The sequence below is a fragment of the Sphingomonas zeae genome, assembly GCF_014197135.1.
In the GTDB taxonomy this organism is placed as follows: Bacteria; Pseudomonadota; Alphaproteobacteria; order Sphingomonadales; family Sphingomonadaceae; genus Sphingomonas; species Sphingomonas zeae.
The window spans coordinates 73,706-90,341 of sequence record NZ_JACIFA010000006.1; the positions used below are offsets into that span (position 1 = coordinate 73,706).

General features: G+C 68.4%; 9 protein-coding genes. 7 read left to right on the top strand and 2 right to left on the bottom strand.

Annotated elements, in window-relative coordinates; translation table 11 throughout:
• From GGR45_RS10320 to GGR45_RS10340, 5 genes are all read left to right on the top strand, one after another.
• The coding region (locus tag GGR45_RS10320; RefSeq protein WP_246358157.1) for a BapA/Bap/LapF family large adhesin at window positions 1–7,772 on the top strand (7,772 nt) is incomplete at its 5' end.
• A 197-nt stretch (window positions 7,773–7,969) separates the two neighbouring features.
• The gene (locus GGR45_RS10325; RefSeq protein WP_246358158.1) at window positions 7,970–9,223 is read left to right on the top strand and encodes a TolC family protein; all 1,254 of its coding nucleotides are present in this window, start codon (window positions 7,970–7,972) and stop codon (window positions 9,221–9,223) included.
• Window positions 9,220–11,355, top strand: a complete 2,136-nt coding sequence (locus GGR45_RS10330; protein WP_285138890.1) for a type I secretion system permease/ATPase — start codon at window positions 9,220–9,222, stop codon at window positions 11,353–11,355. Before GGR45_RS10325 ends, GGR45_RS10330 begins: the two co-directional genes overlap by 4 nt.
• The gene (locus GGR45_RS10335; protein ID WP_285138889.1) at window positions 11,352–12,539 is read left to right on the top strand and encodes a beta-barrel domain-containing protein; all 1,188 of its coding nucleotides are present in this window, start codon (window positions 11,352–11,354) and stop codon (window positions 12,537–12,539) included. Before GGR45_RS10330 ends, GGR45_RS10335 begins: the two co-directional genes overlap by 4 nt.
• 78 nt (window positions 12,540–12,617) lie before the next feature.
• Window positions 12,618–13,070, top strand: coding sequence for a helix-turn-helix domain-containing protein (locus GGR45_RS10340; RefSeq protein ID WP_175312596.1), 453 nt, complete (start codon window positions 12,618–12,620; stop codon window positions 13,068–13,070).
• Window positions 13,071–13,077: 7 nt separating this feature from the next.
• Here GGR45_RS10340 and GGR45_RS10345 read toward each other — a convergent pair whose 3' ends face one another.
• Window positions 13,078–13,917: an IclR family transcriptional regulator gene (locus GGR45_RS10345; RefSeq protein WP_175312595.1), complete on the bottom strand. Its 840-nt coding sequence runs from the start codon at window positions 13,915–13,917 to the stop codon at window positions 13,078–13,080.
• Between the two features lie 79 nt (window positions 13,918–13,996).
• The gene (locus GGR45_RS10350) at window positions 13,997–15,013 is read right to left on the bottom strand and encodes a zinc-binding alcohol dehydrogenase family protein (RefSeq protein WP_175312594.1); all 1,017 of its coding nucleotides are present in this window, start codon (window positions 15,011–15,013) and stop codon (window positions 13,997–13,999) included.
• A 136-nt stretch (window positions 15,014–15,149) separates the two neighbouring features.
• Here GGR45_RS10350 and GGR45_RS10355 point away from each other — a divergent pair, with 136 nt between their 5' ends.
• Together GGR45_RS10355 and GGR45_RS10360 are read left to right on the top strand one after the other, a co-directional pair.
• Window positions 15,150–15,488, top strand: a complete 339-nt coding sequence (locus GGR45_RS10355) for an L-rhamnose mutarotase (protein WP_246358159.1) — start codon at window positions 15,150–15,152, stop codon at window positions 15,486–15,488.
• On the top strand, window positions 15,485–16,603 hold the full coding sequence (locus tag GGR45_RS10360; RefSeq protein WP_175312592.1) for a mannitol dehydrogenase family protein: 1,119 nt from the start codon (window positions 15,485–15,487) through the stop codon (window positions 16,601–16,603). The genes GGR45_RS10355 and GGR45_RS10360 overlap by 4 nt, the downstream gene beginning before the upstream one ends.
• Window positions 16,604–16,636: the final 33 nt, after the last annotated feature.

Consider the following 16,636-nt stretch of genomic DNA (forward strand, 5'->3'; position numbering starts at 1 on the left):
CCGCCGGCAATATCTCGCCCGCCACGACGATCAGCGCGCCCGACACCAGCGCGCCCACCGCTCCTACGGCCATCATCGCCGCCGACGGCGCCAGCATCAGCGGCACCGGCGAGCCCGGCGCGACCGTCACCGTCCGCGACGCCGCCGGTCAACCGCTTGGCACCGCCACCGTCGATCCGCAGGGCAACTACACCCTGCCGCTCGCGACCCCGCAGGCCAATGGCGAAACCCTGACCGTCACGCAGAGCGATCCGGCCGGCAACATTTCGCCCGCCACGACGATCAGCGCGCCCGACACCACCCCGCCCACCGCGCCCATTGTCGCTATCAGCGCGGATGGCTCGATGCTGAGCGGTACGGGCGAGCCGGGCGCGGCGGTGCAGGTCGTCGATGCAGGCGGCCAGCCGGTCGGCACCGCGACGGTCGGCGGCGATGGCCGCTTCAGCGTCGCCCTGCCCACCGGAACCACCAATGGACAGACCCTGTCGGTGGTTCAGACCGATGCGGCAGGCAATGCCTCGCCCGCCAGCACCGTTGTCACGCCCGACCTCATCGCCCCCGCAGCGCCCGCCGCCACGGTCAGCCCCGATGGGACCAGCATCAGCGGTACGGGCGAAGCAGGAGCAACGCTGGTCGTGCGCGCGCCCGATGGCAGCGTCCTGGCCAACGTCGTTATCGCCGCTGATGGCAGCTTCAACACGACGCTGATCACGCCGCAAGCCAATGGCGAAGCGCTGATCGTGACCCAGACCGATGCGCAGGGCAATGTCTCGCCCGGCACCACGATCATTGCCCCCGACATCACTCCGCCCGCACCGCCCGTCGCCACGCTCTCGGCCGATGGCGCGGCGGTCTATGGCAATGGCGAGCCGGGCGCGATCGTGCGGATCGTCGACGGCAACGGCACCCTTCTGGGCAGTGCGGTCGTCGCGTCGGACAGCAGCTTTACCCTGGACCTGACCCCGCCGCAGACCGGCGGCCAGACGCTGTCGGCGGTGCAGACAGATCCGGCGGGCAACCCGTCGCAACCCGCCACCGTCGCCGCGCCCGATCTGACCGCGCCCGCCGCCCCGATCGCGACGATCGCCGCGGACGGCACCAGCGTGACCGGCACCGGCGAGCCCTTCGCCACCGTCAGGGTGCGGAGCGCCGACGGCACGGAAATCGCAACCGCCATCGTCGGCGCGGACGGCGGGTTCTCGGCTCCCCTATCGCCACCCCAGGCCAATGGCGAGGCGTTGTCGCTCGACCAGACCGATCGCGGTGGCAACCTTTCGCCCGCCACGTCGCTCACCGCGCCCGACATCACGGCCCCGACCGGGCTGATCGCCGCGATCAGCGGCGATGGCGCGATCGTCTCCGGATCGGGCGAAGCGGGCGCGACGGTGACGATCCGCGACGCGAACGGCGCCGTGATCGGCACCGCCACAGTTGCCGCGAATGGCAGCTATAGCGCGACGCTGACCACCCCACAGACCAATGGCGAAATCCTGCAGGCGATACAGGCCGATGCGGCAGGCAACGTCTCCGACCCCGCCAGCGTGATCGCGCCGGATACGACGCCGCCGCTCGCGCCGACCGGATCGGTCATCGACGCTGGCGCGACCCTGTCGGGCACCGGTGAAGTGGGCGCGATCGTCACCATCCGCGCGACCGACGGCACGCTGCTGGGCAGCGGCCAAGTGGGGGCGGACGGCAGCTTTGCCGTCACCCTGACCCCGGTTCAGGCCAATGGCCAGAATCTGCAACTGGTCCAGACGGACGCGGCGGGTAACGACTCGCCCATCATTGGCGTGACAGCACCCGACATCACCGCACCGACCGGACTGACCGCCACGATCAGCGGCGACGGCGCGATCATCACCGGCGTGGGCGAAGTCGGCGCGACCGTCACGGTCCGCGATCCCGCAGGCGCGATCATCGGCACCGCCGTCGTCGGCGCGAACGGCAGCTATGCCGCCCCGCTGACCCCAGCGCAGATCAACGGCGAGACGCTTCAGGTCACGCAGGCGGATGTGGCGGGCAATGTCTCCCTGCCCCTCGCCCCGGTCGCACCGGACCTGACCGCGCCGCTGGCGCCGCTCGGCACGGTCTCGGCGGACGGGACCTTGGTGAACGGCAGCGGCGAGCCGGGCGCGACCGTCACCGTGCGCGATGCGGCCGGACAGATACTCGGCACCGGCCAGGCCGCGGCCGACGGCAGCTTCGCGGTCCAGCTGTCGAGCGCGCAGCGCGACGGCCAGACGCTGTCGGTGGTCCAGACCGACGCGGCGGGCAATGTCTCGCCGCCGCTGGCGCTGACGGCGCTCGACACCACCGCGCCGACCGGGCTGACCGCAAGCGTCGACGGCACCGGCACCATCGTCAGCGGCCAGGCGGAGGCGGGTGCAAGCATCACCGTGCGCGATCCCGATGGCGCGATCATCGGCACCGGCACGGCGAGCGTGACCGGTGCCTATGCGCTGACCCTCACCCCTGCACAGCTTAACGGCCAGTTGCTTCAGGTGACGCAGACCGATGTCGCCGGGAACACCTCGCCGCCCAGCCCCGCCGCCGCGCCCGACCTCACCGCCCCCGATGCGCCCTTCTTCACGCTCGATGGCACCGGTGCGAATGCGACCGGCAGCGGCGAGGTGGGAGCGACCGTCACCCTGCGCGATGCCGACGGCACGGTGATCGGCAACGGCCAGGTCGGCGCGGACGGCAGCTTCACCGTGGCCCTGACCCCTGCCCAGGCCAATGGCGGCACGGTCAGCGCGACGCTGACCGACGCGGCGGGCAATGTCTCGGCGCCGACCAATGTCACCGCCCCCGACATCACTCCACCCGCAGCGCCTGTCGCGGCGCTGGACGCGACGGGAACGATCGTCACCGGCGAGGGGGAAGTCGGCGCGGCCGTCACGGTGCGTGACGTGGGCGGCGGCGTGCTGGGCAGTGCGATCGTCGGACCGCAGGGCGCCTATATGGTCGTCCTGTCGGCACCGCAGCTCGACAGTCAGGTGCTGAGCGTCACCCAGGCGGATGCCGCCGGGAACGGGTCGCCCGAAACCATCGTGACCGCGCTCGACGGCACGCCACCGGCCCCGCCGGTCGCGACCGTCTCGGCCGACGGGACGATCGTCAGCGGGACCGGCGAAATCGGTGCGACCGTGACGATCACCGATCCTGTCGGGCTGGTGCTGGCCACCGTTCCGGTGGGTGCGGATGGCAGCTTCAGCGTGACGTTGAGCACCGCGCTGACCAACGGCCAGGTGCTGACCCTGACGCAAGCTGATGCGGCAGGCAATGTCTCTCCACCCAGCAACGCGGTGTCACCCGACCTGATCCCCAACGACACGCCGGACACGCCCACCGCAACCGTGGCCGCTGACGGCGCGAGCGTGACCGGCATTGGTCAGGCGGGTGCGGCCATCATCGTGCGCGATGCGAACGGCGCGGTGATCGGCAATACGCAGGTCGGCGGGGACGGCAGCTATACCGCCACGCTGACCCCGCCGCAGCGCGATGGCGAGACGGTGCGCGTGACCCAGACGGACGCCGATGGCGATGTCTCGCCCCCGGCCGCCGCCATCGCGCCCGACCTGACGCCGCCCGCCGCCCCCGTCGCGGCGATCGATCCGACAGGAATGCTGGTCAGCGGAACCGGCGAGGTCGGCGCGACGGTGCGGGTGCTGGATGCCAGCGGAACGCCGCTCGGCACTGCGACAGTGGGTGCGAACGGGGCCTATGCCGTCCTGCTCGCCACGCCGCAGGTCGATGGCCAGCCGCTGACCGTCGTGCAGAGCGATGCGGCGGGCAATGCCTCACCCGCATCTCCCGTCACCGCCCCCGACCTGACCGCGCCACTGGCGCCGATCGGCACCGTCTCGTTCGACGGCACCACGCTGACCGGCACAGGCGAGATCGGCGCGACCGTTACGATTCGGGGTCCGGACGGTGCGGTGATCGGGACCGCACTGGTCGATGCGAACGGCAATTTCTCCGCACCGCTGACCCCGGTCCAGGCTAACGGCCAGATCGTGACGCTGACCCAGGCCGATCCCGCGGGCAATGTCTCGCCGATCGCCCAGGCCACCGCGCCCGACATCATCGCCCCCACGGGCCTGACCGCTGCGATCGATGGGACGGGCGGCGTCGTGACCGGCATCGGCGAAGCAGGCGCGACCGTCACCATCCGTGACCTCGGCGGCACGGTGCTGGGCACGGCGGTCGTGGCCGCCAATGGCAGCTATGCCGCGATCCTAACCCCACCCCAGGTCAATGCGCAGCTCTTGCAGGTGACGCAGGCGGATGCGGCAGGCAATGTCTCATCGCCCGCCACCGTCATCGCGCCCGACCTGACTGCCCCGCTTGCGCCCGTCGGCACCGTGTCGGGTGACGGCACCACGCTGACCGGCACAGGCGAGATCGGCGCGACCGTTACGATTCGGGGTCCGGACGGTGCGGTGATCGGGACCGCACTGGTCGATGCGAACGGCAATTTCTCCGCACCGCTGACCCCGGTCCAGGCTAATGGCCAGATCGTGACGCTGACCCAGGCCGATCCCGCGGGCAATGTCTCGCCGATCGCGCAGGCGACCGCGCCCGACATCACCGCCCCCACCGGCCTGACTGCCGCGATCGATGGGACGGGCGGCGTCGTGACCGGCATCGGCGAAGCAGGCGCGACCGTCGCCATCCGTGACCTCGGCGGCACGGTGCTGGGCACGGCGGTCGTGGCCGCCAATGGCAGCTATGCCGCGATCCTGACCCCACCCCAGATCAATGCGCAGCTCTTGCAGGTGACGCAGGCGGATGCGGCGGGCAATGTCTCATCGCCCGCCACCGTCATCGCGCCCGACCTGACTGCCCCGCTTGCGCCCGTCGGCACCGTGTCCGGCGACGGCACCACGCTGACCGGTACCGGAGAAGCGGGCGCGACCGTTACGATCCGGGGTCCGGACAGTGCGGTGATCGGCACCGCGCTGGTCGATACGAACGGCAACTTCACCGCGCTGCTCAACCCGGTCCAGGCTAACGGCCAGATCGTGACGCTGACCCAGGCCGATGCGGCCGGCAATGTCTCGCCGATTGTCCAGGCGACCGCGCCCGACATCACCGCTCCCACCGGATTGACCGCCGCGATCAATGGCGTCGGGACGCTGGTGACGGGCCAGGGCGAAGCGGGCGCGACCGTCACTGTGCGGGACGCAGGCGGCAATCCGATCGGCACTGCCATCGTTGCCGCGAATGGCAGCTATACGGTGGCGCTCACCACCCCCCAGGCCAATGGTCAGGCGCTGACCGTGACCCAGGCCGATGCCGCCGGAAACGCCGCTCCGCCCAGTCCGCTGACCGCGCCCGACATCAGCCCGCCCGCCGCGCCGCTGGCGACGGTCAACGGCACGGGTACGATCGTCACCGGCTCCGGCGAGCCCGGCGCGACGGTACGCGTCCTGGGCGCGCAGGGACAACTGGTCGGGAGCGCAGTCGTCGCTGACAATGGCAGCTACACCGCCACGCTGACCATCCCGCAGGCCAATGGCCAGGCGCTGACCGTGACCCAGCTGGACGGCGCGGGCAATGTCTCGCCCCAGACGCCTTTGGCCGCCCCCGACATCACGCCCCCGGCGCCTCCGACCGCCGCGATCAATGCCACCGGCACGATCGTCATAGGCACGGGCGAGCCCGGCACGACTGTGGAGATCCGCAACGCCGCGGGTACTGTCATCGGCACGGGAACGGTGGCAGCGGGCGGCGGTTATGCCGTCACGCTCGCCACGCCGCAGGTCGCGGGCGAGACGCTGAACGTCGGGCTTCGTGACGGCGCGGGCAATGTGTCGGGCACGGTGGCGGTCATCGCGCCATTCGACATCAGCGCGTTCGACAATGTCGCCTCCGCGCAGGTCGACCTGGTTCCGGTGCAAACCAACGAGACGCTGGGCAACGCCAATTATACCGCGCTCGTCTCGCTCGGCCTGGTCAATCTGAACGCCCAGGTGCTGGCCATCCCCAATGTCCAGTTCACGGTCCAGCCGGGCCATATGCTGGATACGACCTTCACCTATGACGCCACCCTGTCGCTGGGAGTCGCCAGCGGCTATTCGGTGGTGATCCAGCGGTTCGACGGCACCAATTGGGTCGGTGTGAACGGCGGCGGCAACTCCTCGCTGCTGGAGGTAAGCCTGCTCGGCGGCAACCTTGTCGCCAATGCCGATCTGGGGCCGGGCCAGTACCGGGCCTTTGTCACCTTCGACAATACGCTGGGGGTCGGGCTGCTCGGCGGCCTCAGCGTCACCGGGGTCAATTCCGACTTTACCGATATCGGCCAGGTGATTCCGGCGGCGGCGAATGGCAATGTCATCACCGATCCAGGCCCCACGGGCCAGGTCGATGTGGTCAGCCCGCAGACCCGCGTCGAAAGCGTGACGCTGAACGGGGTCACGACCGCCATAACGGGCGATGACACGCAGGTCGTCGGGCAATGGGGTACGCTGATCATCGATCGTGACGGCAGCTATAGCTATACGCCCAATGCCGATGCGGGCGTGCTCGGCAAGACCGACAGCTTCACCTACACGTTGTTCGACGCCAGCGACGGCGAGCGGGAAAGCGCCACGCTGACCGTCGCCATCGGCAGCCCGGACGTGACCGGCGCGCCGATCGCGGTCAACGACGGGGCGACTGCCACTGCGACCTTCGCGAATGTTGTGGAAACCCGCGCGCCCGCGGTCGATTCGACCTTCAATACGCCCACGGCCCTTGTTCTCAACGGGCCGCAGACGGGGCGGGTCGTCGATAGCTTCACGGTCGATGCCAACAGCGTGTCGAACGTCACGCTGACGGCGGCGATCGCGCCGGGCCTGTCGGTGCTGCCAAGCTATGCCATCACTGTCACCAATGCCGCCGGCACGGTCGTCGGAACCGCCTCGGGCGCTGCGGTCGCGGGGGTCGCTGGGCTGCTGGGCTCCGGGCTCAGCGTGACGATGAACGGCCTGCCGCCGGGAACCTACAACTACACTGTCACCAGTACCAACACCCTGGGCACAGGCTATGCCACCAGCGTCTATGTCGGCGAGACGATCACCCGTCTCGACCGCTTCACCTTGACCGGCACGTCAGCCGCCAGCGGCGATCTGCTCGCCAATGACACGCTGGGCAGTTCCTTTCTGGGGGTCAAAGTGCTTGTCGGCGGTGAGTTCGTCGAGGTGGGCGATACGCCCCGGATCCTGACCGGCACCTATGGCACGCTGACCATCAATGAGGTCGGGCAGTATACCTATCAGCCTTCGACCGGCATCCCCTATGCCGCAACCGACCCGATCGACCGCTTCACCTATCAGATCGTGCAGCCCGACGGGCAGGTGTCGACGGCCCGGCTGGACGTGGCGGTCGATATAAACAACGGTGTCGCGCCGGTCTTTCCGGCGACGCTGACCGCGTTCGCGCTGGACGAACCCGCCCAGGTTCATGGCGACGTCGCGCCCATGACGCTGGCGGTCGAGCATGGCCCCGCGCCGCTGTCACTCGATCAGGCCGATACCCAAGTGGCGCTATCGTTGATGGAGGGAGAAGGCAGCCTCGAGGATGTGCTGTCCCGCTATCTCAATGCGCGCAGCCCTGCAGTCGAGCCGCTACCCAGCGAATCCCTTGCGGCCACGGACAATTTTTCTGCAATACCAAGCGCTTCAGATATCAGCGCACAGCCACCCGTCGCGCATGATCCGCTGGGTTATCTGACCGTTTCGGTCGATCCTGAGCAGGAAAGACTGGCCACCCTGCATCTGGTCTGACCATCTTGCGCAATCATCCGAAAACGGAGTTGATTTCGAGCGCCGAAGGGCTTCCTGTTCGGCGCTCAATCTCCTTTTATTTAAATAGTTTAGTCAGATTCATTGCCGGACAGGGACAACAGAGGCGATCGATGAAGCGCGAGTGGCGACAACGCTACCACAAGCGATCGGGGAGGTTCGGGAGGGTGATGATCGCCATGAGCGCCATCATGGTGACGGCCGCCGCGGAACCCGCCGCCGTCACGATGGAAAGTGCGATGCATGAGGTCCTGGCCTGGCATCCCTCGGTCGTCCAGGCGACGGCGACCGTCGAGGCGCGCGGCGAGGATGTCGCGGTCGCGCGCGCTGGCTATCTGCCCCGGATCAGCGCGGGCGTCGGCAGCGGCTATGACAACCGCATCGGCAGCGCATGGCGGCCGCGTCCGCAAGTCTCCGCCTCGCAGATGCTCTATGATTTCGGCAAGGTCGCCAGTGCGGTCGAGTCCGCGCGGGCGGGCACGCGGATCGGGCGGGCAGACCTGTTGCTGGCGGTCGACGGGCTGATCCGCGACACCGGCTTCGCGCTGGTCGAGGTGCAGCGCAACGCCGCACTGCGCGGGATCGCGATGGAGCAACTGGGCCGCATCCGCGAGATCAGCGCGCTGGTCGACAAACGGTTCGGCAAGGGTGCGACCACCCGCTCCGACACGCTCCAGGCCCAGTCGCGCGTCGCCGCCGCCGAGGCCACGCTGACCCGGATCGAGGCGGAGCAGCGGCGCTGGACCACCAGCCTGGCCTTTCTGCTCGGTCGCGAAACGGCCCCGATGGTCGATCCGGCGGTGCCCGACTGGCTGATGGCCAGCTGCACCCGCGCGACCACCGTAGAATGGGCCGATATCCCCGCGATCATGCGCGCGCGGGCGCAATATGAACAGGCGAGCGCCGAGAGCCGCCGCGTCCATGCCGCGCGGCTGCCCACCATTGCATTGGCGGGCGACGCGGCAACCGATGTCGCCTCCCCCTTTTCCGACCGCAGCCTGTACAATTTCGGGCTGAACGTCAGCAGCGACGTGTTCGGCGGCAATGCCGTGCGCGCCCGGGCGCGCAGTGCCGAGTATGGCGTCCGCGCCGCCCAGGCCGCCGAGCAGGCCGCACGTAACGAGGTCGGCCAGTCGCTCGCCGCCACGCAACAGCAGATCGCCGGGCTGTCGCAACTGCTCGGCACGCTGGCCGAGCGGCAGGAAAATATGGTCGAGACCGGCAAGCTCTATCGCCTGCAATATCTCGACATGGGGACACGCACACTGGTCGACCTGCTCAACGCCGAACAGGAATTGCAGCAGGCGCGCTTCGATGCGGTCAACACCAATCACGACCTGCGGCGGCTGGCCATCGAGTGCCTCTATTATTCGGGCCGGGCACGCGACGATTTCGGGCTGACCGGCACCGCGATCCGCGGCGTGACGCTGTGAGCGGCCCCACCCCGACCGATCCGCTCGCGTGGATCGACATGATGGGTCAGGTCGCGCGCCATTATCGTATGCCCTTTGCCGAGCAGCGCGCGCGCTTGACGGCGCTGTGGCAGGGCGGCGGCGATGAAGAGGCGCGGGTCCGGGCGCTGGCCCGCGCAAGTGGCCTGTCCGTCCGCTTCGTCCTGCCCCGTGCGATGCGGCTGACCAGCTGGCGGCTGCCGGTCGTCGCATGGCTGAACGATGGTGAGCTGGCGCTGATCACCGGTATCGACGCCGATGGCCAGGCGGTCTTCTCGGTCGCGGGCGAGGAGGGCCAGAGCGCGCAGCGTCCGCTGTCCACGCTGGTCGAACAGACCCGGATCTTCGTCGTGCCCCGCCCGGCCCGCTCCGCCGCGGACATCCGCGTCGACAGCTATATCCGCCCGTTCGAGGAGCATTGGCTCCGCCGCCTGCTGCTTCAGGACATGAAGGGCTATGGCCATGTCGCCATCGCCTCGGTCGTGACCAACTGCCTGGGGCTGGCGGGGGTGCTGTTCTCGATGCAGGTCTATGACCGGGTCGTCCCCGCCCAGTCGATGCCGACGCTCTATATCCTGTTCTTCGGCGTGATCCTGGCGACGGGATTCGACTTCGTCCTGCGCCGCCTGCGCGTCAGCATCACTGACATATTGGGCAAGCGCGCCGATCTGCGCCTGTCGGACCTGGTGTTCGGCCATGCACTGCGGGTGCGCAACCGGGCGCGGCCGACCTCGACCGGCACCTTCATCGCCCAGCTTCGCGATTTGGATCAGGTCCGCGACATGCTGACCTCCACCACGGTGGCGGCGATCGCGGACCTGCCCTTCTTCCTGCTGTTCCTGGTCATCCTCGCTTTCATCGGCGGCTCGCTGGCGCTGGTGCCGGTGGTGGCGCTGATCGCCCTGCTCCTGCCCAGCCTGCTCGCCCAGCGCCGCCTGCGCGCCTATGCGACCGAGTCGATGCGCGAGACCTCGCTGCGCAATGCCCTGCTGATCGAGTCGGTGCAGGGGATCGAGGACATCAAGACCCTGCAGGCCGAGGAGCGTTTCCAGCGCCAGTGGAACCACTGCAACGCGGTGGCGGGCGAGGCGCAGTTGCGGCTTCGCGGGCTCACCGCCAGCCTGTCGACCTGGGCGCAGAGCGTGCAGAATGCGGTCTATGCGACCGTCATCTTCGTCGGCGCGCCGATGGTGATCGCCGGGGACATCACGACCGGCGCGCTGGTCGCGACCTCGATGCTCGCCAGCCGGATGATGGCGCCGATGGGCCAAGTCTCGCACCTGCTCGGCCGCTATCAACATGCCAAGGTGGCGGCGGGCAGCCTGGACCAGATCATGGGCCTGCCGGTCGACAATCCGGATGCCGAACATCGCATACCCCTGCCCTCGGTCGATGGCCGCTTTACGCTTCGCGGGGCGGTGTTCACCTATGCCGACCCCAACGCGCCCCCGGCGCTGACCGTGCCCAAGCTGGAGATCGCGGCGGGCGAGAAGATCGCGCTGCTCGGTCGCAACGGGGCAGGGAAATCGACGCTGTTGCAGGGCCTGTCGGGCATGTTGCAGCCGGTATCGGGCGAAGTGCTGCTCGACGACCTCGCGCTACACCAGATCGACCCCACCGATGTCCGCCGCGACGTCGCGCTGCTGACCCAGAACAGCCGGTTGTTCCATGGTACCTTGCGTGAGAATTTGACCATGGGCGCGGTGACGGCCAGCCACGAGACGATCCTCGCCGCGCTCGACATGGTGGGCGCGATCGACTTCATCCGGCGCCTGCGTGACGGGCTGGAGCATGTCGTGCTCGAGGGCGGCCTCGGCCTGTCGGGTGGTCAGCAACAGGCGTTGCTGCTCGCGCGGTTGCTGATCCGCCAGCCGCAGGTCATGCTGCTCGACGAACCCACCGCCGCGATGGACGACGCCGCCGAGCGCCTGTTCATCGAACGCTTCCGGACCTGGGGACAGGGCCGCACGATCGTCGTTGCGACACACCGGATGCGCGTGCTTGAGCTGGTCGACCGGATCGTCGTCATCGACCAGGGCCAGATATTGCTCGATCAGCCCAAGGCGGCGGCGCTCGCCACCATGCAGGGCGCTGCGCGGAGCCAGGCGGCGTGACCGCGCTCACCCATCCCGCCGACCTGCCCTTCGCCGATGAGGGCGCCGCCCCGCTGCTGGCGGCCAAGCGGATGACCTGGGTGCTGGCGGCGCTGTTCGTCACGTTGCTGGTCTGGGCCTGGTTCGCCAAGCTGGACGAAGTCGCGACCGGCACCGGCCGCGTCGTACCCACCAGCCGCGAACAGGTACTCCAATCGCTGGAGGGCGGCATCCTCGCCCGGATGCTGGTCCGGCAGGACGATATCGTGAAGCCGGGCCAGATCCTCGCGCAGCTCGACCCGACGCAAGCCGGATCGACGGTCGAGGAAAGCGCCGCCAAATACCGCGCCGCGCTGGCCGCCCAGGCGCGGTTGCAGGCCGAGGTGAACGGCACGCCCCTGACCTTCTCGCGCGAACTCGACGCCTTTCCCGCGCTCAAGGCCGAGCAGCAGCGGCTCTACGACGCGCGCCGCCGCAGCCTCTCCAGTTCGATCGGGCTGATCGACGAGTCGCTCGCGCTGATCGGGCGCGAGGTCGGGATCGGCGAGTCGCTGATCGAAGTGGGCGCGGCCAGCAATGTCGAGGTGCTGCGCCTGAAACGCCAGCGCGCCGACCTCGACCTGAAGAAATCCGACCTGCGCTCGCAATATATCGTCGAGGCGCGGCAGGACTTGGCCAAGGTCAGCGAGGAGGTCGAGGCGCTCGCCCCCGTGGTGCGCGGCCGTTCCGACACGCTGAGCCGCCTGACCCTGCGCTCGCCGGTGCGCGGCGTGGTCAAGAATATCGAGGTGTCGACCATCGGCGGCGTCGTGCCCCCCAATGGCAAGATCATGGAGATCGTGCCGCTCGACGAGCGCCTGCTGGTCGAGGCCCGCATCTCGCCGCGCGACATCGCCTTCATCCGCCCGGGCCAGCGCGCCAGCGTCAAGATCACCGCCTATGACTATGCGATCTATGGCGGGCTGGAGGGCAAGGTCAGCAGCATCTCGCCCGACACGATCCGCGACGAGGTGAACCCGGACGTCTATTATTACCGCGTCTTCGTGCGCACCACCGCGGAATCGCTGGTGAACAAGGCGGGCAAGCGCTTTCCGATCGTGCCCGGCATGATCGCCACCGCCGACATCCACACCGGCAGCAAGACGGTGCTGCAATATCTTTTGAAGCCGCTGAACCGCGCGCGCGAAGGACTGCGCGAGCGATGACCGGCCAGCTCCCCCTCCTCCCATCCGCCGCCCTGCCATGGACAAAGCCGTCCATTGCCCCCAGCCAAGGATAGCCGCATGCCCAAGAATCTTGCAGCCCGTTACCATCCCCCCGCCCATCGCGGCATCAGGCCGCCTGCGATGCGCGAATCCGGCCCCAGCCTGCTAGACCTGGCGCGCCAGACCCAGGCGATGCGAGCCAGAACGGCTCAGTTCTGCCCCCGCGACGTGTTCCGCGATTCGGCCTGGGACATGATGCTGGAGCTGTTCATCGCCGACCAGCAGAGGCGCCCGATCTGCGTCAAGGAACTGATCCTGGTGTCAGGCGAAAGCGCCACCAGCGCCCTGCGCCGGATCGACCGGCTGGAAGGGGCAGAGCTGCTCCAGCGAAGTACCGACCCGGCCGATCACCGGCGGCTGGCCGTCACCCTGACCGAGCGCGGCAACGCCGCGATGACCGCCATGCTGCGCCAGCTGTTCCTGACCAAGGGGGAAGGATCGCATCGCGGCGCGGAGGTGCGCCCCGACTGACCCGACCTCAGCCGAGCGATCCGGGCAGTGCGCTGCCCGCATCGTCGCCGCGATGCCCCAGTTGTTGCGAGATGCGCGCCGTCGTCTCCGCCAGAATTTGTCGGGCCTGGGGGATGGCGACCTCCTGCGATCCGTCGATCGTCTCCAGGAACGGGATGGTCAGCGCCGCCATGCAGTCGCCGCCGAAGCCGAAGACCGGATAGCTGATATCGGTCACGCCGCGCGTGATCGGGCTTTCGCGAAGTTCATATCCCTCCATGCGAACCCGCTCCAGATCCGCGGCCAGTTGCACACGGTCGATCCGACGACCCTGCGCCGCTTCCGCCCGGTCCAGGATGCGCGCCCGTTGCGCGGGGGCGGCAAAGGCGAGCAGCACCTTGCCCGAGCAGCTGGCGACGATGTCGATCGACGCGCCCATGCGCAGCGCAAAGCCACGCGTGCCGGGATTCTCCTCGCGGGCGATGACGAGCCCCGCTCCGCCCTCGATCACCACCAGATGACAGGACTGACCGACGTTCAGCGCCAGCGACTGCATCTCGGGCAGCGCGGCGGCGGTCAATTGCCGGGCGGGCGTGGCCCGATAGGCGATGTCGAGGAACTTATAAGTGACGCGGTATCGATCATCGATCGGTGACTTTTCGAGGTAGCGCGCCTCCTCCATCACCACGACGATGCGGAACAATTCGCCCAGCGACCGGCCGAGCGCCGTCGCCATCTCGCTGACCAGCATTCCCTCCGGATGGCTGGCCAACAGCTCGATAATGAGGAACGCCTTGTCTAGCGCAGGTGCTGCATAGTTGCCCTTGCGCGTCCGCCCTTCGCTGGTCTTTACGCCGTCGCCCGTCATATCGTCCCTCACCGAACCGACGATTAGGGCGACGCCGCCTACTGGGCAAGAGATGTCGCCAGACGCGGAGGCCGGCCGCTCAGGAGATGGTGATGATCGCCTTCAGTACCGAATCCGCCTCCGCGATCAATTCGGGCAGACGCTGCGGCGCTTCGTCCAGGGTCAGGCTGTGCGTGCGGATCGCGTCGGTCGGCACCGCGCCGCTGCGGATACTGGCGATGACATGGTCGAAATCGACCGACAGCGCGTTACGGCTGGCGATCAGCGTCGTCTCACGCTTGTGGAATTCGGGGTCCGGGAAGATCAGATCGTCCTTGCACACGCCGACCAGCGTATAGCTGCCGCCATGCGCGACCCAGTTCAGCCCGGCGCGCATGGCATGGATGTTGCCGGTCGCGTCGAATACATGGTCGAACATCTCGCTCGAGGTCATCTCGGCCAGCGTCGCGCCCAGCGCGTCGTCGGCGACCACGCCCTCCTCGAAACCCAGATGGTCGCGGGCATAGGCCAGGCGCGGCGCGCGCATGTCGGCCAGCACGATCCGCCCCGCACCCGCGATCCGTGCAAACAGCGCGACCGCGATGCCGATCGGCCCGGCCCCGATCACGGCCACGCTTTCGCCCCTCGCCACGCCCGCGCGGCGCACCGCATGAGCGCCGATTGCCAGGAACTCGACCATCGCGGCTTGGTCCAGCGACAGCCCGGCGGCGTCGATCACCGCGCTTTCGGGCACCGCCAGCTGTTCGCACATCCCGCCATCGGCATGGACGCCCAGCACGCTGATACGTGCGCAGCAATTGGGCTTGCCGCGACGACAGGCTCGGCACGTGCCACACGCGATATAGGGGTTGATCGTCACCACCTGCCCGACCGTGAAGGCCGAACCCTCGGGCACCTCGGCGATTTCACCGGCCAACTCATGCCCGATCAACCGGGGATATTCGAGGAACGGATGCTTGCCGCCATAGATATGATAGTCGGTGCCGCAGATTCCGGCGCGACGCATCCGGATCAGGACCTCGCCCTCTCCCCGCAACGGTACCGGTCGATCCTCTACCCGGATTTCCTGCGGCTCGACACAGACCAGTGCCTTCATAGCGACCTCTCCAGATTCCCATATGCGATCTTGCTCTCACATATGCCATTGAACCGGAGAAATGGGAACGCTAAAACATTGCGGGACACGCTGGGGCGTTACGATCGGCACCAGCCATTTTGGAGAGGAGGCCCCATTGGCCCGACGCCTGTGTTTTGCGCTTGATCTGGTTGCCGATGCCGATCTGATCGCCGCCTATGAAAAGGCCCATGCGCCGGGCGCCGCCTGGCCCGAAGTAACCCAGGCCATCCGGGCCAAGGGGTTCCTGGCGATGGAGATTTGGCGCACCGCCGACCGGTTGTTCATGATCGCAGAGGTTGCCGACGATTTCCCCCGCGCCATTCCGTCCGAACTGGCGGCCGTCGACGCCAAATGGGAAGCGGCGATGGATCGTTTCCAGAAAGTGCTGCCGCACGCCGAACCGGGCCAGAAATGGGTGGGCATGGACCGCATCTTCACGCTCGACGCACAATGAGCGAGGCACCGGTGATCCTGCAATTCGGCACCAGCCGCTTCCTGCAGGCGCATGTCGACCTGTTCGCCGAGGAAGCCCGCACCGGCGGGCAGGTGGTGCCGCCGATCGCCATCGTCCAGACCACCCGCGATCCCGAGCGCGCCCGGCGGCTGGCGGGCTTTGCCGACCCGGCGGGTTTCCCCGTTATTCTGCGCGGCCTGCGCGATGGTCAACGCGATGAGCGGACCGTTCAAGTGCGCAGCGTGCGCGAGGGACTGAGCGCTGCGGGCGACTGGGATCGGCTGGTCGAGCTGGCGGTCGGGGCGGCGACGCATATCGTCTCCAACACCGGCGACAGCGGCTATGCCATCCCCGATGACGACCGGACCGCGCCTGCCAAGGGCCAGGTGCCGGCGAGCTTTTGCGGAATGCTGACCGAATTGCTGCATCGGCGCTGGCAGGCCGGGGGCGCGGCGATCACGCTGCTGCCATGCGAACTGGTGGTGCGCAACGGCGACATGTTGCGCGCCGCGATCCATGGGCTGGCGCAGGGTCAGGGCCGCGAGGCCGCCTTTCTCAACTGGCTGGAGCGCGACTGCCTCTGGGCCAATACGCTGGTCGATCGCATCGTCAGCGAGCCGCTCTCGCCCGCAGGCGCGGTGGCCGAGCCCTATGCGCTCTGGGCGATCGAGCGCCAGCCCGGGCTGATCCTGCCCTTCACCCATCCCGACATCGTCCTGACCGACAATCTGGATCGCTATGAGCGGCTGAAGCTGCACATCCTCAATCTCGGCCATAGTTGGCTGGCGGCACGCTGGCATGCGGGCGGCGGCGCGGCGGATCAGACCGTCCGCGTGGCGCTAGCCGATCCCGATACGCGCGCGGCGCTGGAACGGGTAATGGCCGAGGAAGTGCTCCCGGGCTTTGCCGCACGCGGCATGGCAGACGAAGCGCGGGACTATATCGCGACCACGCTGGACCGCTTCGCCAATCCGTTTCTCGACCACCGGCTGGCGGACATATTTCAGGGGCACGCCGCGAAGATCGAAAAGCGGGTCGGCGGCTTCGTCCGCTGGGTCGATAGTGCTGGCGAGACGGTCGCCATGCCCGAACTGCGCGCCTTGGCGGCGAAGTAGAAGGCCAAGGCATTCCTCGACCGCAAGGTCCGA